Raw genomic sequence first — 19,411 nt, 5'->3', positions numbered from 1 at the left:
GCTCCGCTCCCGCGACCCGGCTCGCGGATCGACCGTCCCGACCCTTCGCGAAGGAGCCTCGTGTGAATCAAACGACCGATCTGCTCTCCTATCTCGTGACGAGCCAGCTGGCCGCGCGCATGCGGTCCGGTGCATGGCTCACGACCGGTCAGCTCGTCGACGTGCAGCGGATGTGGCTCGCGTGCCATCGCGCCGAATGCGGATGGCTTGCGCGGATCAGGATCGCGGACGCGTCCGTGACGATCGCGCAAGGGATCTACGACATCGCGATCGCGAACCGCGATCCCGACAGCGGTGAACGGGTGCGGCTCGACGCCGATTCACCGGAATTGAACGCGCTGCGCGAACGTTGCGACGCGCTGCTGCAGCGGATCGACGGCAGCCGGGACGTCGACGCATGGTGATCGTGCCCGACCGCGCGACGCCCCGCAGCGGGCACGCCGCTTGCGCGGTGAGCCCGTTTTGACCCGACGGAGCCGGCCCATGCGAACCGACGCACTCGACGGAAACGATCTCGACTACTGGTGTGCACGCGCGCTGTGCGCCGACGACGAAGACACGCTGCGTTTCACCGCCGTCGCACCGCACCTGGTCGTGACGGCTGCGTGCGACGCGCTCAGGCGGCTCGACACGTGCTTCGTGCCGTCGGCGTCGTGGTCCGACGCGGGCGCGGTGCTCGACCGTGTCGACGATCTGCGAATCGCACGGCACGGCGACGACGTCGAATGCGACGCGACCTTCGTCGATGGCCCGTCCACCTGCGGCGCGCACGGACGCGATGCGCGCGTGGCCCTGCTGCGGGCGTTCGTGCGCGCCCGCTTTGGCGACGAAATCGATGCACCGCCGCCGTTCCCGCACCGGATCGAACACGGTGCGGTGGTGCGCTGCGATCCCGGCGTGCCGCTTCCCGAAGCCGATGACGATCGTGCCACGGGCGACAGCACGGATATCCGCTCGGTACCGCGCATGTAAGTGCATGCAGTACCCAGCGGTCATGTAAAAACGACAGTCCCCGCCGCCGCGGGCCCCCACCCGCCCTTGCCCACGGGGAACCACCCGGCAGGCACGCGCGTTGCGGCGAACCGGCGTCATCGACTGCCGCCCCTACGCCCGCGCCATGGACTCCACGCCGCCCTTTTCTCCGCACCTCTACTTCTGCGACGCCCGTCTCGTCGGGCCGCTCGACGCATGGCCGCAGACGTTCGCGCATGTCGCCGGCATGGGCTTCGATCATGTGCTCGTCGGCGCGTTCTGGGCCGCGAGCGTCGCCGGCTTTCCGCGCCACGTGGCCGATTTTCGGCGTCCGTCCCAAGCGTTCGCGACCCGCGCGAGCGCGCTCGAAACCTTTTCGCGGCTCGCCCAGCTCGCACACGGCCACGGGCTGCGCGTGCTGCTCGAAGTCGTGCCGGATCGGGTCGCGCGCGAGAACCCGTTGCGTGCCGAGCATCCGGACTGGTATGTCGAGCGCACGCACGACGACGCGCTGATCGATCCGCGCGGCACCGCGCACGCGCTGGACGTCGCCCACGCGAATCTCGGCGATGAAGCTGCGCGCGACGCGCTGTCCGCGTGGTGGTGCCAACACCTCGCCGCGTTCGCCGATGCGGGCGCGGCCGGCTTCCTGATCGACGCGCCGCATCATCTGCCGGCGGGCTGGTGGCCCGGCTGGCGCGCGGCGCTGCGCCGTACGCGCCCGGACGCCGCGGTGCTCGCCGGCGTGCCCGGCCATGCGCGCGACGCGCTGGCGCAGCTCGAAGGCGCCGGGTTCGACGCGGTGTTTTCATCGGTGCGCTGGTGGGATCTGCGCGCGCCGTGGTTCGTCGACGAACACCGGCTGCTGCGGCGGATCGGCTCGCCGATCGCGTTTCCCGACGCGTTCGACGGCCCGCGCCTCGCCGACGACTGGCCCGACGCGTCGGATGACACCATCGCCCGCGCCTATCGCCGCGCGCTGTGGACCGCTGCCGCCGTCGGCACCGGCTGGCTCGTCCCGATGGGCTTCGAGCGCGGCGTCACGATGCCGCTGATGGCGCGCGACGCCGAAGCGGCGCGCTACCGCACCGCGTTCGAGCGCGCGCGCTTCGACCTGTCGGGCACGATCGCCGATGCGAACGCGTGGCGCCGCGCCACGCCTGTGGCGGCCGCGCGCGGCGAAATCGTGCAGTTGAGCGCGCCCGGCGCACCGGCGACCGCGTTGCTGCGCGGCACCGGGCCGTCGCTCGAGCACGACGAAGCGGCTCTGCTGATCGCGTTGAATCCCGAGCTCGACGCAGCGGTGACGGTCGACCCCGCGACGATCCTGCCCGGCGTGCCGGGCGGATTCACGCGCGTCGCCACGCACGACGGCACGCACACCCACCCGCCGGCCGCGCTCGAACCGTTCACGCTCGACCCGGGCGCGTATGCGCTGCTGCATGCGTGGCAGGCGCCGCCCGTCACGACACGCCACGACGCCGCACGCGAGCGCGGTGTGCTGTCCGTGGCGCTCGCGGCCGACCGGATCGCGATCGAGCGCGTCGAGCCGTCGGTCGACGGCGGCCGCTTCACGGTCAAGCGCGTGATCGGCGAGACGCTCGTCGTCCACGCATCGATCTTCACCGACGGGCACGCGCATCTCGCGGCCGCGCTGCAGTGGCGCGCCGCCGGCGACGACGACTGGCGCGAAATCCCGTTCGAAGCCGAACCGAACGACGGCTGGCAGGCCCGCGTCGTGCTCGACCGGCTCGGCCGCCATGAATTTCGCGTGATTGCCTGGCGCGACGACTGGGCCTCGCTCGTCCACGATGTCGCGAAGAAACACGCGGCCGGCCAGGACGTGGCACTCGAACTGCGCGAAGCGCAACTGCTGCTCGCGACCGCGCTCAAGCTCGCCGATCCGCTCGATGCGCGCGCGCGCACGCAGATGAAACGACTCGTCGCCGAATTCAAGGACGCACCGGCCGACGCGCGGCTCGCGCAGCTCGGCGCGGCGCCGCTCGCCGACGCGTTCGCGGCGCTGCGCTACCGCCCGTTCGTCACGCACGACACGACGACCTTCCCGGTCGACGTCGAGCGCCGCGCGGCGCGCTTCTCCAGCTGGTACGAGATGTTTCCGCGCTCGGCGAGCGACGATCCGCACCGGCACGGCACGTTCGACGACGTGATCGCGCACCTGCCGCGGATCCGCGACATGGGTTTCGACGTGCTGTATTTCCCGCCGATCCACCCGATCGGCACGACGGCGCGCAAGGGCCGCAACAACAGCCTGAAGGCCGGCCCCGACGACGTCGGCAGCCCGTACGCGATCGGCTCGCCGGACGGCGGCCACACGGCCGTGCATCCGCAGCTCGGCACGCTCGACTCGTTCCGCGCGCTGGTCGATGCCGCGCGCGGCCACGGGCTCGAGATCGCGCTCGATTTCGCGATCCAGTGCTCGCCCGACCATCCGTGGCTCGCCGCGCATCCGGGCTGGTTCGCGTGGCGGCCCGACGGCTCGCTGCGCTTCGCGGAGAATCCGCCGAAGCGCTACCAGGACATCGTGAACCCCGATTTCTACGCGCCGGACGCGCTGCCCGACCTGTGGCTCGCGCTGCGCGACGCAGTGCTGTTCTGGGTCGATGCAGGCGTGCGGATCTTCCGCGTCGACAACCCGCACACGAAGCCGCTGCCGTTCTGGGCGTGGATGATCGACGACGTGCGCGGCCGGCATCCGGACGTGGTGTTCCTGTCGGAAGCGTTCACGCGGCCGGCCATGATGGTCCGGCTCGCGAAGGTCGGCTTCTCGCAGTCGTACACGTACTTCACGTGGCGCGAGTCGAAGCGCGAATTCATCGACTACCTGACCGAGCTGACGACCGGCCCGGCGCGCGAATTCTTCCGGCCGAACTTCTTCGTCAACACGCCCGACATCAACCCGCGCCACCTGCAGAACGCGCCGCGCACGCAGTTCGTGATCCGCGCGGCGCTCGCGGCGACGCTGGCCGGCTCGTGGGGCCTGTACTCGGGCTTCGAGCTCGGCGAATCGGCGCCGCTGCCCGACAGCGAGGAATACGCGGACGCGGAGAAGTACGAGCTGCGCTCGCGCGACTGGAGCAAGGCCGCGCATATCGGCGCCGAGGTCGCGCGGCTGAACCGCGCGCGGCGCGCCAACCCGGCGCTGCAGACGCATCTCGGCCTCACGTTCGCCGACGCGGACAACGACGCGGTGCTCGTGTTCGTGAAGGCGACGCCGGCGTTCGACAGCGTGGTCGTTGTCGCGATCAGCACCGATCCGTGGCATCCACAGGTCACGAATTTCACGCTCGATGCGTCGCTGTGGCGCGGCCTGGGGCTCGTCGACGGCGAACCGCTCGACGCGCTCGAACAGGACGCCACGCATGCGGAAACCTGGCGCGGGCATCGCCAGTACGTCTCGCTCGATCCGCATGTGCGCCCGTATACGATCTGGCGGCTCACGCCGTCTCCAGGCGCCGCGCGGGCGGCGGCGCGCGAACCGGGCGACGCCCGGCCCTCCTCGGGAGCCCATGGATGATGAAACGCGAAGATTCCCTCGACGACGTACGCCGCGCGCAATTCCCGTCGCTCGCACCGGCCGGCACCCCGCGCCGGCGCCGCGCACGCCGCCGCGCGCCGGCGCTCTGCGCGGACGATCCGCTGTGGTACAAGGACGCGATCATCTACCAGGTGCACGTGAAGTCGTTCTACGACTCGAACAACGACGGCATCGGCGATTTCCCCGGCCTGATCGCGAAGCTCGACTACATCGCCGAACTCGGCGTCGACACGATCTGGCTGCTGCCGTTCTACCCGTCGCCGCGCCGCGACGACGGCTACGACATCGCCGACTATCGCGACGTGCATCCCGACTACGGCACGCTGGCCGACGTGCGGCGCTTCATCCGCGAAGCGCATGCGCGCGGCATTCGCGTGATCACCGAGCTGGTGATCAACCACACGTCGGACCAGCATCCGTGGTTCCAGCGCGCGCGCCGCGCGAAGCCCGGCTCCACGCATCGCGACTACTACGTGTGGTCGGACACCGACACGAAATACGCGGGCACGCGGATCATCTTCCTCGATACGGAAACGTCGAACTGGGCGCACGACCCGATCGCCGGCCAGTACTACTGGCACCGCTTCTATTCGCACCAGCCGGACCTGAACTTCGACAACCCGGCCGTCGTGCGCGAGGTGATGCAGGTGATGCGCTTCTGGCTCGACCTCGGCATCGACGGGCTGCGGCTCGACGCGGTGCCGTATCTCGTCGCGCGCGAAGGCACCAGCAACGAGAACCTGCCCGAGACGCACGCGATCCTGAAGCGGATCCGCGCGACGATCGACGCCGAGTATCCGAACCGGATGCTGCTCGCCGAGGCGAACCAGTGGCCGGAAGACGTGCAGGAATATTTCGGCAACGAGGACGAATGCCACATGGCGTTCCATTTCCCGCTGATGCCGCGCATCTACATGTCGATCGCGAGCGAGGACCGCTTCCCGATCGTCGACATCATGCGGCAGACGCCGGAACTCGCGCCGAGCAACCAGTGGGCCGTGTTCCTGCGCAACCACGACGAGCTGACGCTCGAGATGGTCACCGATTCCGAGCGCGACCTGCTGTGGCAAACCTATGCGAGCGACCGGCGCGCGCGGCTGAACCTCGGCATCCGGCGCCGGCTCGCGCCGCTGATGGAACGCGACCGGCGCCGCATCGAGCTGATCAACTCGCTGTTGCTGTCGATGCCGGGCACGCCGGTGATCTACTACGGCGACGAGCTCGGGATGGGCGACAACATCCACCTCGGCGACCGCGACGGCGTGCGCACGCCGATGCAGTGGTCGTCGGACCGCAACGGCGGCTTCTCGCGCGCCGACCCCGAACAGCTCGTGCTGCCGCCGGTAATGGGCGCGCTGTACGGCTACGACGCGGTCAACGTCGAGGCGCAGACGCGCGACCCGCATTCGCTGCTGAACTGGACGCGCCGCATCCTGTCGACGCGCCGCGCGTCGCAGGCGTTCGGGCGCGGCACGATCCGCTTCCTGCGCCCGGAGAACCGCAAGGTGCTCGCGTACCTGCGCGAGCTGGACGGCCATGACCCGGTGCTGTGCGTCGCGAACCTGTCGCGGGCGTCGCAGGCCGTCGAGCTCGACCTGTCCGAATTCGCGGGCCGCGTGCCGATCGAGATGACGTCGGATTCGCCGTTTCCGCCGATCGGGCAGCTCACGTACCTGCTGACCTTTCCACCGTACGGGTTCCTGTGGTTCGTGCTCGCCGAGCACGGCCGCGAACCGTCGTGGCGGCAGCCGCACGCGGAGCCGCTGCCCGAATACGTGACGCTCGTGATGCGGCGCGGCGATACGCGGCCGAACGTCGAACAGCTGCACGTGCTCGCGCACGATGCCCTGCCCTCGTGGCTCGCACGGCGGCGCTGGTTCGCGTCGAAGGACCGCGCGATCGGCACGGCCCGGCTGAACGTCGTCACGCCGGTGCCGGGCGAACCGTTCCAGTATGCGGAGGCCTGGGTCGAATCCGGTGAGACGGGCGACGTCGAACGCTACGTCGTGCCGCTCGCGGCCGCGTGGGGCGGCGAGACCTCGCAGCCGCTGTTCACGCAGCTGGCGCTGGCGCGCGTGCGGCGCGGCCATTCGGTCGGCTACCTGACCGACGCGTTCGCGCTGCCGGCGTTCGCGCACGGGATGCTGCGCAAGCTGCGCGACGGCGCGACGGTGCCGACCACCGACGGCGGCCGGCTCGCGTTCCTGCCGGAAGACGCGCTCGCCTCGCTCGATCCCGGCGACGACGCCGAAGTGCGCTGGCTCGCGGCCGAGCAGAGCAACAGCTCGCTCGTGATCGGCGACGCGATCGTGCTGAAGCTGGTGCGCAAGGTCGCGCACGGCGTTCATCCGGAAGCGGAAATGAGCCGGTACCTGACGCGGATCGGCTACCCGAACACCGCGACGCTCGCGGGCGAAGTCGTGCACGTCGATCCGGACGGCACGCCGCACACGGTCGCGATCCTGCAGCGCTACGTCGACAACCAGGGCGACGCGTGGACGCGCTCGTTCGACTTCCTGCGGCGCGCGGTGGACGAGCTCGCGCTGCCGGCGGCCGACGATGAGGGCGCCGACGGCGCGAACGAGGAACCCGACGCGCTGCTCGGCTATGCGGCGTTCGCGGGGATCATCGGCACGCGGCTCGGCCAGCTGCACGTCGCGCTCGCGCAGCCGTCCGACGATCCCGCGTTCGCGCCGGAGCATGCGACGCCCGAACACGTCGACGGCTGGTGCGCGGACGCGATCGCGTCGTTCGAGCACGCGCTCGACGTGCTGCACACGCGGCTCGATGCGCTCGATCCCGCGATGCGTGCGTCGGCCGACACGCTGCTCGCGTCGCGCGACGCGGCCGTCCGCGCGCTCGGCGAACTCGTGCCGCGCACGCTCGATGCGCAATGCATGCGGATCCACGGCGATTTCCATCTGGGCCAGGTACTCGACGTGCAGGGCGACGCGCTGCTGATCGACTTCGAAGGCGAGCCGGCGCGCCCGCTCGAGCACCGCCGCGCGAAATCGCATCCGCTGCGCGACGTGGCCGGCCTGCTGCGTTCGCTGTCGTACGTGAGCGCGACGGCGCAGTTCGCGATCGAGAAGGCGCCGCCGCAGGCGGCCGGCCGCAAGCGTGCGTTGTTCGACCGCTTCGGGCAGGCTGCCGCCGACCGCTTCGTCGACTGCTATCGCATGGCTACCGAGCAGGCCCCCGCGCGTTTCGTCGACCCGCGCTACGCCGATCGCCTGCTCGCGCTGTTCCTGATCGACAAGGCGTCGTACGAGCTGTGCTACGAAGCCGCGAACCGGCCCGACTGGCTGAGCGTGCCGGTCGGCGGGCTCGCCGCGCTGGTCGAGCGGCTGCTCGGCGATGGCGGCGCATCCGACGACGGAGGCACGCGATGACTGACACGCTGTTCGAACGATCCGACATCGATGCGCTGCTCGCCGGCCGTCATCCCGATCCGTTCGCGTGCCTCGGCCCGCACGGGCAGGCCGGCGAGGTCGTCGTGCGCGCGCTGCTGCCCGGCGCGACAAGCGTGCACGCGCTGTCGCCGGACGGCGCCGACCTCGGCCCGCTCGCGTGCGTCGATCGCGCCGGCTGCTTCGCGGGAACGATCCCGCGCAACGGCGGCGTCCCTCACTACCTGCTCGCGATCGACTGGCCGGACGCGCGGCAGGTGATCGACGATGCGTATGCGTTCGGCACGCTGCTCGACGACGCGGTGCTCGCGCGCTTCTCCGCCGGCGACCCGGCCGCCGTGCTCGACTGCCTCGGCGCTGTGCCCGCGCGCATCGACGACACCGACGGCGTGCGTTTCGCGGTCTGGGCGCCGAACGCGCAGCGCGTGTCGGTGGTGGGCGATTTCAACGGCTGGGACGGCCGCCGCCATCCGATGCGGCTGCGGCGGCCGTCGGGCGTGTGGGAGCTGTTCGTGCCGGGCATCGGCGCGGGCGAGTGCTACAAGTACGAGCTGCGCGCGGCCGACGGGCGCGTGCTGCCGCACAAGGCCGATCCCTGCGCGCGCGCGACCGAGGCGCCGCCGCGGACGGCGTCGGTCGTCGCCGACGTCGCGGCGCTCGACGCGTTTGCGTGGCACGACGACGGCTGGATGCACGCGCGGCCGCACACCGACCGCTACCGCGTGCCGTGGTCGATCTACGAGGTGCATGCGGAATCGTGGCAGCGCGTGCCCGAGGAGATGAACCGCAGCGCGACCTGGGACGAACTCGCCGAGCGGCTGATTCCGTACGTGCAGGGGATGGGCTTCACGCACGTCGAGTTCATGCCGATCGCCGAATACCCGTTCGGCGGCTCGTGGGGCTACCAGCCGCTCGCGCAGTTCGCGCCGTCCGCGCGCTTCGGGCCGGTCGACGGTTTCGCGCGCTTCGTCGACCGCGCGCATGCGGCCGGCATCGGCGTGCTCGTCGACTGGGTGCCCGCGCACTTCCCCGACGATCCGCACGGCCTTGCGCAGTTCGACGGCACCGCGCTGTACGAGCACGCCGACCCGCGCGAAGGGCTGCATCCCGACTGGCACACCTGCGTGTTCAACGTCGGGCGCACGGAAGTCGGCGCATTCCTCGCCGCATCGGCGCTCGCGTGGGCGCGCCGGTATCACGTCGACGGCATCCGCGTCGACGCGGTCGCGTCGATGCTGTACCGCGACTATTCGCGCGCGGAAGGCGAATGGGTGCCGAACGTGCACGGCGGCCGCGAGAACCTCGAATCGGTCGCGTTCCTGCGCATGCTGAACGACACGCTGCACGGTGCGGCCGCGCCGGCCGGCGTCGTCACCGTCGCGGAGGAATCGACCGCGTGGCCGGGCGTCACCGCGCCGACCGGCGACGGCGGGCTCGGCTTCGACTTCAAGTGGAACATGGGCTGGATGCACGACACGCTCGCGTATCTGCGCGAGGATCCGGTGCATCGCCGCTATCACCACGACCGGATGACGTTCGGGCTCGTGTACGCGTTCTCCGAGCGCTTCGTGCTGCCGCTGTCGCACGACGAGGTCGTGCACGGCAAGGGCTCGCTCGTCGCGAAAATGCCGGGCGACGCGTGGCAGCGGCTCGCGACGCTGCGCGCGTACTTCGGCTTCATGTGGGCGCATCCCGGCAAGAAGCTGCTGTTCATGGGCAGCGAATTCGCGCAATGGGCCGAGTTCGCGCACGACGCGACGCCGCACTGGGACCTGCTCGACGCGCCCGCGCATCGCGGCGTGCAGCGGCTCGTGCGCGACCTGAACCGCACCTATGCGGCCGAGCCGGCGCTGCATGCGCTCGACTGCCACGCGGCCGGCTTCTCCTGGCTGATCGGCGACGACCGCGACAACAGCGTGTTCGCGTTCGCGCGCCGCGACGACGCGGGGCACCTGGTGGTCGCCGTCTGCAACTTCACGCCGGTGCCGCGCGCGAGCTATCGCGTCGGCCTGCCCGCGCCCGGACAGTGGCGCGAACTGATGAACACCGATGCTGCGCCGTACGGCGGCACCAACGCCGGCAACGACGGCGCCGTGTGGGCCGAAGCCGTGCCCGCGCACGGCGAGGCGTGGTCGGCCACCCTGCGCCTGCCGCCGCTCGCGACGCTGTGGCTGCGCCCCATCTGAATGCTTGCGCCCTCGACACGGAGATCCCCCGCATGCCGACTGCCCTGCCCGCCCGTCTCGAATCCGGCCGCAGCTACCCACTCGGCGCGACCTGGGACGGCCTCGGAACCAACTTCGCGGTGTTTTCCGCGCACGCGCACCGCATCCAGCTGTGCGTGTTCGATCCGACCGGCCGCAAGGAGCTGGCGCGCCTCGACCTGCCCGAATGCACCGACGAGATCTGGCACGGCTACCTGCCCAACGCGCATCCGGGCACCGTGTACGGGTTTCGCGCGGACGGCCCGTACCAGCCGCAGCACGGCCATCGCTTCAACCCGACCAAGCTGCTGCTCGACCCGTACGCGCGCAAGCTGGTCGGCCAGTTCCGCTGGTCGGACGCGCTGTTCGGCTACCGCCTGCATTCGAACCGCGCGGACCTGTCGATGGACCGGCGCGACTCGGCGCCCGCGATGCCGAAGTGCGTGGTGGTCGACGAGGCGTTCGACTGGAGCACCGACCGGCGCCCGCGCGTCTCGTGGCGCAACACGGTGATCTACGAGACCCACGTGCGCGGCGCGTCGATGCGGCGTGCCGGGTTGCGCCCGCCCGAGCGCGGCACGTTCGCGGCGTTCGCGCATCCGGCGTTCATCGATCACCTGCTGTCGATCGGCGTGACGACGGTCGAGCTGCTGCCCGTCCACGCGTTCCTGCAGCAGCGCGCGCTCGTGAACCGCGGGCTGCGCAACTACTGGGGCTACGACACGGCCGCGTTCTTCGCGCCGGAGCCCGCGTATCTCGCGACGCGGCGGCTCGACGAGATGCGCATCGCGATCCGCCAGCTGCATGCGGCCGGCATCGAGGTCGTGCTCGACGTCGTCTACAACCATACGTGCGAGGGCAACGAGCTCGGCCCGACGCTATCGTGGCGCGGCCTCGACAACGCGAGCTACTACCGGCTGATGCCGGACAACCGCCGCTTTCATGTCGACGAGACCGGCTGCGGCAACACGCTGAACCTGTCGCATCCGCGTGTCGTGCAAATGGTGATGGATTCGCTGCGCTACTGGGCTACCGCGTTCAACATCGACGGCTTCCGCTTCGACCTCGGCGTGACGCTCGGCCGCGAGGAACACGGCTTCGATCCCGGCGCGGGGTTCTTCGACGCGCTGCGGCAGGACCCGGTGCTCGCGCAGCGCAAGCTGATCACCGAGCCGTGGGATCTCGGCCCCGGCGGCTACCAGCTCGGCCGCCATCCGCCCGGCTTCGCCGAGTGGAACGACCGCTTCCGCGACACCGTGCGGCGCTTCTGGCGCGGCGACCCGGGCCAGCGGCCGGAGCTCGCCGCGCGCCTCGCGGGCTCGGCCGACCTGTTCAACCACCAGCGGCGCCATACGTGGGCGTCGGTCAATTTCATCACCGCGCACGACGGCTTCACGCTCGCCGATCTCGCGTCGTATTCGGCGAAACACAACGAAGCCAACGGCGAGGACAACCGCGACGGCCGCGACGACAACTGCAGCGCGAACTGGGGCGCCGAGGGGCCGACCGACGACGCGGCGATCCGCGACGTGCGTGCCCGCGTCGCGCGCTCGATGCTCGCGACGCTGTTCACCGCGCTCGGCACGCCGATGCTGGTGGCCGGCGACGAGTTCGGCCGCACCCAGCACGGCAACAACAACGCGTACTGCCAGGACAACGAGCTGTCGTGGCTCGACTGGGATCAGGCGCGCGGCGACGAAGCGGTGACGCTGATGCGCTTCGTGTCGCGGCTTGCCGCGCTGCGGCGCATGTACCCGGTGATGTCCACGCCGCGCTATCCGTCGGGCGACCGCGAAGCGGCGCCGGGCATGGCGGAGATCGGCTGGTTCGACGAGCACGGCGATCCGATGACCGTGCCCGCGTGGCAGGACCACGAGCGCCGTGCGCTGACGATGCGGCGCGTCGGCACGGGCCGCACCGGGCGCACCGAGGCGCTGCTCGTGATGCTGAACGCGTCGTCCGAGACGGTCGTGTTCGCGCCGCCCGCGCCGGCGCTCGACTATCGCGTGCTGGTCGACACGGCCACGCCCGACGCCGGCCCGCGCTCGTGGCCGGCCGACGGCCTCGACGTCGCCGCGCACGCGGCCGCGATCGCGGTGGCCGCCGTGCCGCCCGACCTGTCTCCGGGAGACCCGACATGAGATCACGCCCCGCCCGTCCATCGGGTTCGCATGCGTTCGACACGTCGTTCGGCGCGACCTGCGTCGAGCCCGACCGCACGCGCTTCCGGCTGTGGGCGCCCGCGAGCCGCACGGCCGCCGTCGAAATCGAAGGCGAAAACCGGCCCGCCATCCCGATGACCGCGGTGGGCGACGGCTGGTTCGAGGCCGTCGTGCCGTGCGGCTCCGGGACGCTGTATCGCTACCGGCTCGACGGCGATCTCGTGGTGCCCGATCCCGCGTCGCGCTTCCAGCCCGGCGGCGTGGACGGCCCGAGCCAGGTCGTCGATCCGGCTGCGTACCGCTGGCGCCACGACACGTGGCGCGGCCGCCCGTGGCACGAGACGGTGCTGTACGAGCTGCACATCGGCGCATGCGGCGGCCACGCGAGCGTCGAGCGGCGGCTGCCGGATATCGCCGCGCTCGGCGTGACCACGATCGAGCTGATGCCCGTCAACACGTTTCCCGGCGCGCGCAACTGGGGTTACGACGGCGTGCTGCCGTTCGCGCCCGATCCGTCGTACGGGCGGCCCGAGGAACTGAAAGCGCTGATCGATGCCGCGCACGGGCTCGGGCTGCAGGTGTTGCTCGACGTCGTCTACAACCACTTCGGCCCGCAAGGCAACCTGCTGCCGCGCTACGCCCCCGCATTCTTCCGCGCGGACCGGCAGACCGCATGGGGGCCGGCGATCGACTTTTCGCGCGAACAGACGAGCGCGTTCTTCATCGAGAACGCGCTGTACTGGCTCGACGAATTCCGTTTCGACGGGCTGCGCATCGATGCCGCGCACGCGATCGACGACGACGCGTGGCTGCGCGAACTCGCGCGCCGCGTGCGCGCGTACGCGGGCGACACGCGCCATGTGCACCTCGTGCTCGAGAACGAGCGCAACGCGGCGAGCCTGCTCGGGCCCGGCGGTTTCGACGCGCAATGGAACGACGATTTCCACAACAGCGCGCACGTGCTGCTGACCGGCGAGCGCGACGGCTACTACCGCGCGTACGCCGATGCGCCGCTGCGCCATCTGGCGCGCACGCTCGGCGAAGGCTTCGCGTACCAGGGCGAACCGTCGCCGCTGCACGACGGCGCCCCGCGCGGCGAACCGAGCGCGCACCTGCCGCCGACCGCGTTCGTCGCGTTCCTGCAGAACCACGACCAGGTCGGCAACCGCGCGTTCGGCGAACGGCTGCGCACGCTCGCGAACGAAGACGCGGTGCGCGCGGCGACCGCGCTGCTGCTGCTTGCGCCGTCGATCCCGCTGCTGTTCATGGGCGAGGAAGACGGCAGCACGCAGCCGTTCCAGTTCTTCACCGACTATCGCGGCGCGCTCGCCGACGCGGTGCGCGAAGGCCGGCGCCGCGAATTCGCGGCTTTTCCGGCGTTCACCGATGCCGCGCATCGCGACGCGATTCCCGATCCGAACGACATCGCGACGTTCGTGCGTTCGACGCTGCACGGCAGCAGCGACGCAACCACGCCCGACACCGACGCCTGGCGGCGCTTCTACCGCAGCGCACTGACCGTGCGTGCGGCGCTCGTGACGCCGAACCTGCCCGGCGCCCGCGCGCTCGGCGTCGACCTGCTCGCGGGCGACGGCGACCCGCAGGCGCTTGCCGCGCGCTGGCGCCTCGGCGACGGCAGCACGCTGACGATCGCGTTGAACCTCGGCGCGCACGATGCGGTGCTGCCCGCGCTGCCGGTCGGCAAGATCGTGTTCGAGACGCCGCCACGTGCACGCGACCGGCTGCGCGACCTGCGGCTGCCGCCCCGCGCGTGCATCGCGTGGCGCGACGGCGAGGTCAACCACGATGCGCGGCAGCACCGCATGAATGGGCAGGGACGATCATGACTTCCGACGTGTCGATCACCGAACTCGCGCGCGCGGCCGGCCTGGAATCCGACTGGACCGATGCGGGCGGCATCGCGCGGCGGGTGGACGATGACGCGCTCGTCGCGCTCGTCGACGCGCTCGGCTGGCCGTGCAGCACGGCGACCCAGCGGGTGGAAAGCGCCGCCGCGCTCGCCGACGCGAACGCGGCGCCCCCGCGCATCGTCACCGGCGACGCCGGCCAGCCGCTGACCCTGCCGGCCGCGATCGCCCCGCCCGGCGCGCGCTTCCGGGTCACGTTCGAAGCCGGAGGGCATGTCGACGGGCGCGTGGGCGGCGAAGGCGAACACGGCACGCTGCCGCCAGTCGCGATCCCCGGCTATCACGCGCTCGACGTCGGCGACCAGCGCATCGGGCTCACGATCGCGCCGCCGCGCCCGCAACCGGTCGACCCGCGCGCGGCGGAGGCGGGCGGCCGCTGGGGCATCGCGGCGCAGCTCTACAGCCTGCGCCGCGACGGCGACGATGGCGCGGGCGACTACACCGCGCTGGCGCGGCTGGCCGCGCATGCGGCACGGCACGGCGCGCAGGCGGTGGCGATCAGCCCGACGCACGCCGGCTTTCCGGCGCTGCCCGCGCACGACAGCCCGTATTCGCCGTCGTCGCGGCGCTGGCACAACGTCGCGTATCTCGACTGCGACGCGGTGCCGGGCGCCGCGGCCGTGCAGCACGCAACCGGTGCCGCGACCGACACGCCGCTGATCGACTGGCCGCACGTGCTGCCGCTGAAACTGCGGCGACTGCGGGCATGCTTCGACGCGTGGCGCGCCGGCGACGACCCGTCGCGTGACGCATTCCAGCGGTTTCGCGCCGCGGGCGGGGCGGCGCTCGATGCGCATGCGCGCTTCGACGCGTTGCAGGCATTCTGCTTCGAGCACGGGGTGGGCATCGACTGGCGGAAATGGCCGGCGCCGTGGCGCGAACCGGGATCGGCGGAAGTCGATGCGTTCGCGCACGCCCATGCCGACACGGTCGCGTTCCACACGTACCTGCAATGGTGCGCGTCGCGCGCGCTCGGCGACGCGCAACACGCGGCACGCGGCGCGGGCATGGCCACCGGACTGATCGCCGATCTCGCGGTCGGCTCCGATCGCGCCGGCAGCGACGCGTGGGCGCACGGCGCGACGCTGTTGCGCGGCGTCTCGCTCGGGGCGCCGCCCGACCTGTTCAATGCGGCCGGCCAGGCGTGGGGCGTGACGACCTGGACGCCCGCCGCGCTGCGTGCGCAAGGCTTCGTGCCGTTCGTCGAGCTGTTGCGCGCGGCGTTCGCGCATGCGGGCGGCATCCGCATCGATCACGTGCTCGGCTTCGCGCGGATGTGGATCGTGCCGGACGGCGGCTCGCCGCGCGACGGCGCCTACCTGCGCTATCCGGTCGACGATCTCGTGCGGCTCGTCGCGCTCGAGGCGGCCCGTCATCGCGCGCTCGCGATCGGCGAGGATCTCGGCACGGTGCCGGCCGGCTTCCGCGAACGGCTCGGCGCGCAGGGCATCGCCGGGATGCGCGTGCTGTGGTTCGAGCGCGACGCCGACGGCACGTTCCGGCCGCCGTCGGCATGGGATCGCGACGCGATCGCGATGACGTCCACGCACGATCTGCCGACTGTGGCCGGCTGGTGGCGCGGGGTCGATCTGGCCTGGCGGCGGATCGCGGCCGAGGCGGCGCAGCAGTCCGACGACGGGGCGGCGCGCAACACGGCGGCGCGTGCGCGGGCAGACGAGACGAGCGAGCACGAGCAGGACGACACCGCGCCCCGCGCGGCCACCTCGGCCAACGCCACGCCGCCCGCGGAAGCCGCCCCGCCGCCCGCCGTCGATCCCGACGTCGTCGCCGCGCATGCCGCGCGCGCCACCGAACGCGCGGCGCTGTGGCGCGCGTTGCAGGAAGCAGGCTGCGCGCCGGCCGGCACCGCCGCCCCGCAGGCCGACGCGCCGCCGGTCGCCGAGATACTCGCGTACGTCGCGCGCAGCCCGTCGCCGCTCGCGATCCTGCCGCTCGAGGATCTGCTTGCGCTGGACACGCAGCCGAACCTGCCGGGGCCGCCCTGCGGGCACCCGAACTGGCGGCAGCGCCTGCCGCGCGCGATCGACACGCTGTTCGACGCCGACGTGCGCGAGCGCATCGCGGCGGTGGTGCGCGCACGCGGTTCGCGGGAGCCCGGCCCATGACGCCACGCGCGACGCTGCGACTTCAGCTGCATGCGGGCTTCACGTTCGACGACGCGGCCGCGCACGCCGGCTATTTCGCGCGGCTCGGCGTGAGCCACCTGTACCTGTCGCCGATCGCGACGGCCGAACCCGGTTCGCGGCACGGCTACGACACCGTCGATTACGGCACGCTCAACCCCGAGCTCGGCGGCGAAGCCGGTTTCGTCCGGCTCGTCGATGCGCTGCGCGCGCACGGGCTGGGCGTGATCGTCGACATCGTGCCGAACCACATGGGCGTGGGCGGCTCGTCGAACGGCTGGTGGAACGACGTGCTCGAATGGGGCCCCGCGAGCCCGTACGCGCACCACTTCGACATCGACTGGCATCCGCCCGACGCGACGCTCGACGGCAAGGTGCTGCTGCCCTGCCTCGGCACGCCGTACGGGGAAGCGCTCGCGGCCGGCGACATCACGCTCGACGCCGATCCGGCCACCGGGCGCTTCTTCGTGACGTGCCCCGGGCGACGCCTGCCGGTGGCCGCCGCCGCCTACGCGGAGCTCCTGCGCATCGCGAACCGTGCGGACCTGAACGCGCTCGCCGAGCGCTTCGACGCGGCGCCGCCGCGCGACAGCACGCGACTGGCCGCCGCGCATGCGGCGCTGCGCGATCACGCGGCCGCGCACGGCCCGCATGCGCTCGACGCGGTGCTGCGCGGCGCCGATCCGCGCCGCGCGCGCTCCCGCGCCTGCCTGCACCGGCTGCTCGAACGCCAGTACTACCGGCTCGCGTGGTGGCGCACGGCCGCCGACGAGCTGAACTGGCGGCGCTTCTTCGACATCGCGACGCTCGCGGCCGTCCGCGTCGACGACGATGCGGTGTTCGATGCCGTTCATGCGCTGCCGCTGCGGCTGCATGCGGCCGGCTACATCGACGGCCTGCGCGCCGATCACGTCGACGGCCTCGCCGATCCGCGCGCGTACGGCCGGCGGCTGCATCAACGGCTTGCCGCGCAACGCGACGCGCGGCCGTACATCGTCGTCGAGAAGATCCTCGCGCCCGGCGAAACGCTGCGCGCCGACTGGGCCGTCGACGGCACGACCGGCTACGACTTCATGAACGACGTCGGCGCGCTGCTGCACGATCCGGCCGGCGCCGGGCCGCTCGCCGCGCACTGGGCCCACGTGTCGGGCGTGTCGCGCACGTTCGCGCAGGAAGCGCTCGACGGCAAGCGGCGCGTGCTGATGCGCCAGCTCGCCGTCGAGCATGCGCGCGCCGCGCGGGCGATGCACCGCGTGGCGCGTGCGGCGCCCGCGACGCGCGACGTCAGCCGGATCGCGATTCGACGCGTACTGGGGGAGCTCGCGGTGCAGTTGCCCGTGTACCGGATGTATCCGGTGCAGGACGAAGAACCGGCCGACGCCGATCGTCGCGTGCTCGCGCAGGCGTACGAACGGGCGGTCGAGGCCGTCGATCCTGCCGACCGGTTCGCACTCGATCACGTCGCCACCTGGCTCGGGTGGCCGGTCGTACGCGTGCCGCGCGCGGACGCCGCCGCGCTGCACGCGGCGCGCGTCGCGTTCGCGCAGCTCACCGCGCCGCTGGCCGCGAAGGGTGTCGAGGATACGGCCCACTACCGTTACGGCCGGCTTCTGTCGCGCAACGAAGTCGGCGCCGACGCGGGCGACTTCAGCCTGTCGCGCGGCGCGTTCCATGCGCGCAATCGGCGCCGCGCGCGCACCGTGCCGCACGGGCTCGTCGCCACCGCCACGCACGACCACAAGCGCGGCGAGGATGCGCGTGCGCGGCTGGCCGTGCTCAGCGAAATGCCCGACGCGTGGCGCGCGGTGTCGCTCGACTGGTCCGCGCTCAACCGGCCGCATCGCGGCGGCGCGCATCGCGAGCTCGCATGGGCGCCGGGGCCGGCCGCCGAGGCGATGCTGTACCAGACGCTCGTCGGCTGCTGGCCGCCCGAACTCTCGCCTGACGACGCCGCGGGGCGCGCGGCGCTCACCGAACGCGTCGTGCAGTGGCAGACGAAAGCGCTGCGCGAGGCGAAGCTTCACACCGACTGGCTCGCGCCCGATCTACGCTACGAGCGCGATTGCGAAGCGTTCGTCCGCGCGATCCTGAAGCCGCGCGGCCCGGGCGACTTCGCCCATCGGCTGCATGCGTTCGTCGCGCGGATCGCGCCGGCCGGCGTCGTCAACAGCCTGACGCAGGCCGTGCTGCGGATGGCTTCGCCCGGCGTGCCCGACCTGTATCAAGGATCTGAAGCATGGGATCACTCGCTCGTCGATCCGGACAACCGCCGCGACGTGCCGTTCGCGGCGCTCGCGGCCGAGCGGGTCGACGGGCCGGTCGCGTCGTATCTGGCGACGTGGCCCGATGCGCGCGTGAAACGGGCGCTGGTCGAGCGCATGCTGGCGCTGCGCGCGCGATGGCCGGCGACGTTCGCGGACGGCGCCTACGTGCCGCTGCGCGTACGCGGCCCGCTCGGGCGTCATGCGGTGGCGTTCGCGCGGTGCAGCGACGAGGCCACCGTGGTGGTGGTCGCGACACGGATCGCGGGTCGATTGCTCGGTGAAGCACCGGAATTGCCGCGCGTGGAACCCGCGCAATGGGGCGATACGGTGGTCGTGCTGCCGCGCGATATCGACGGGCCGTGGATGGATTGGCTGAATGCGGGGGATGCCGTCGACGTGGCGGGAGGGTTGATCAAGCTCGGTGACTGGCTCGCCGCGCTACCGATTGCCGTGCTGGTGGCTGCGCGTCCAACGAGCGAATCGTGATCGTCCAGCGCACGCGCGTTTCCGGCGGATGAAATTCCGGGAAGTCGTGGCGTTTGCCTTTAGTCACGAGCATCACGTATTTGCTCGTACCCAAGTTGCCAGGGGCAAAATCAAATTTGTGCAAGACAGCCTGCGTGTAATCGTTTTTGTACATCCAAAATCGATTTACGCCAGAAACGAGCTTTCATAATCGGTTTTGCGCATTGGCTGGGGCGAAGGAGATGCCCGTCTTGCAGCAGCCGTGTATCTAGCCCGCGATCGTTGATCGATACCGCCCTGAAC

At 71.7% G+C, this 19,411-nt stretch carries 9 protein-coding genes; all 9 read left to right on the top strand.

Going from position 1 to position 19,411, the window contains the following annotated elements; translation table 11 throughout:
• The first annotated feature begins 119 nt into the window (after positions 1-119).
• The 9 genes from LGM56_RS33435 to treY all read left to right on the top strand — a co-directional run bounded on the left by LGM56_RS33435 (position 120) and on the right by treY (position 19,129).
• Positions 120-404, top strand: a complete 285-nt coding sequence (locus LGM56_RS33435; RefSeq protein ID WP_089444215.1) for a hypothetical protein — start codon at positions 120-122, stop codon at positions 402-404.
• Between the two features lie 79 nt (positions 405-483).
• Entirely contained in the window at positions 484-972 is a 489-nt protein-coding gene (locus LGM56_RS33430) for a phage protein NinX family protein (RefSeq protein WP_089498624.1), read from the top strand.
• Between the two features lie 145 nt (positions 973-1,117).
• Positions 1,118-4,510, top strand: a complete 3,393-nt coding sequence (locus tag LGM56_RS33425; protein WP_226207892.1) for a maltotransferase domain-containing protein — start codon at positions 1,118-1,120, stop codon at positions 4,508-4,510.
• Complete coding sequence (gene treS / locus LGM56_RS33420; RefSeq protein ID WP_226207942.1) at positions 4,510-7,923, top strand: maltose alpha-D-glucosyltransferase; 3,414 nt, start codon at positions 4,510-4,512, stop codon at positions 7,921-7,923. The genes LGM56_RS33425 and treS overlap by 1 nt, the downstream gene beginning before the upstream one ends.
• Entirely contained in the window at positions 7,920-10,127 is a 2,208-nt protein-coding gene (gene glgB / locus LGM56_RS33415) for a 1,4-alpha-glucan branching protein GlgB (RefSeq protein ID WP_226207891.1), read from the top strand. The genes treS and glgB overlap by 4 nt, the downstream gene beginning before the upstream one ends.
• A gap of 32 nt (positions 10,128-10,159) precedes the next feature.
• Entirely contained in the window at positions 10,160-12,286 is a 2,127-nt protein-coding gene (gene glgX, locus LGM56_RS33410; protein ID WP_226207890.1) for a glycogen debranching protein GlgX, read from the top strand.
• Positions 12,283-14,154 (top strand): malto-oligosyltrehalose trehalohydrolase, encoded by a 1,872-nt coding sequence (gene treZ, locus LGM56_RS33405; protein WP_226207889.1) that lies wholly within the window; start codon positions 12,283-12,285, stop codon positions 14,152-14,154. The genes glgX and treZ overlap by 4 nt, the downstream gene beginning before the upstream one ends.
• Positions 14,151-16,361 (top strand): 4-alpha-glucanotransferase, encoded by a 2,211-nt coding sequence (gene malQ / locus LGM56_RS33400; protein ID WP_226207888.1) that lies wholly within the window; start codon positions 14,151-14,153, stop codon positions 16,359-16,361. Before treZ ends, malQ begins: the two co-directional genes overlap by 4 nt.
• On the top strand, positions 16,358-19,129 hold the full coding sequence (gene treY / locus LGM56_RS33395; RefSeq protein ID WP_226207887.1) for a malto-oligosyltrehalose synthase: 2,772 nt from the start codon (positions 16,358-16,360) through the stop codon (positions 19,127-19,129). Before malQ ends, treY begins: the two co-directional genes overlap by 4 nt.
• Positions 19,130-19,411 lie beyond the last annotated feature (282 nt).

This window comes from Burkholderia sp. AU38729, from assembly GCF_020419725.1.
Lineage (GTDB): Bacteria > Pseudomonadota > Gammaproteobacteria > Burkholderiales > Burkholderiaceae > Burkholderia.
This window is presented reverse-complemented; position numbering and strand designations above follow the sequence as displayed.